Genomic DNA, 325 nt, shown 5'->3' on the forward strand with positions numbered 1-325 from the left:
GTGATCTGGCAGGACTTCGACTGCGTGCACTGCGCGGAGTTCGAGGAGGCCCACGCCGAGGACCTCGCGAAGGTCGTGGACTCGGGCGAGGCCACCGTCGAGTACCGCACGGTGAATTACCTGGACAACGCCACGTACTACTCCTCCCGCTCCGCGGCCGCCTTCTACGAGGTCGCCAACCAGGTGGGCACCGACGAGGCGCTCGCCTTCCAGGAGGAGATGTTCACGCACCAGGGCACCGGCGGGCTCGACGACGACGAGATCGTCGAGATCGCCTCCAAGCACGGCGCGGACATCGAGCAGGCCATGGACGACCAGGACTGGC

General features: G+C 67.1%; 1 protein-coding gene. It reads left to right on the top strand.

All coding sequences use genetic code 11. The features are described 5' to 3' along the window. A partial coding sequence (locus tag IG178_RS24705; RefSeq protein ID WP_193215237.1) for a DsbA family protein occupies window positions 1-325 on the top strand: 325 nt, incomplete at both ends.

It is taken from the genome of Neoluteolibacter marinus (assembly GCF_014904755.1).
Classification (GTDB): Bacteria; Verrucomicrobiota; Verrucomicrobiia; order Verrucomicrobiales; family Akkermansiaceae; genus Haloferula; species Haloferula marina.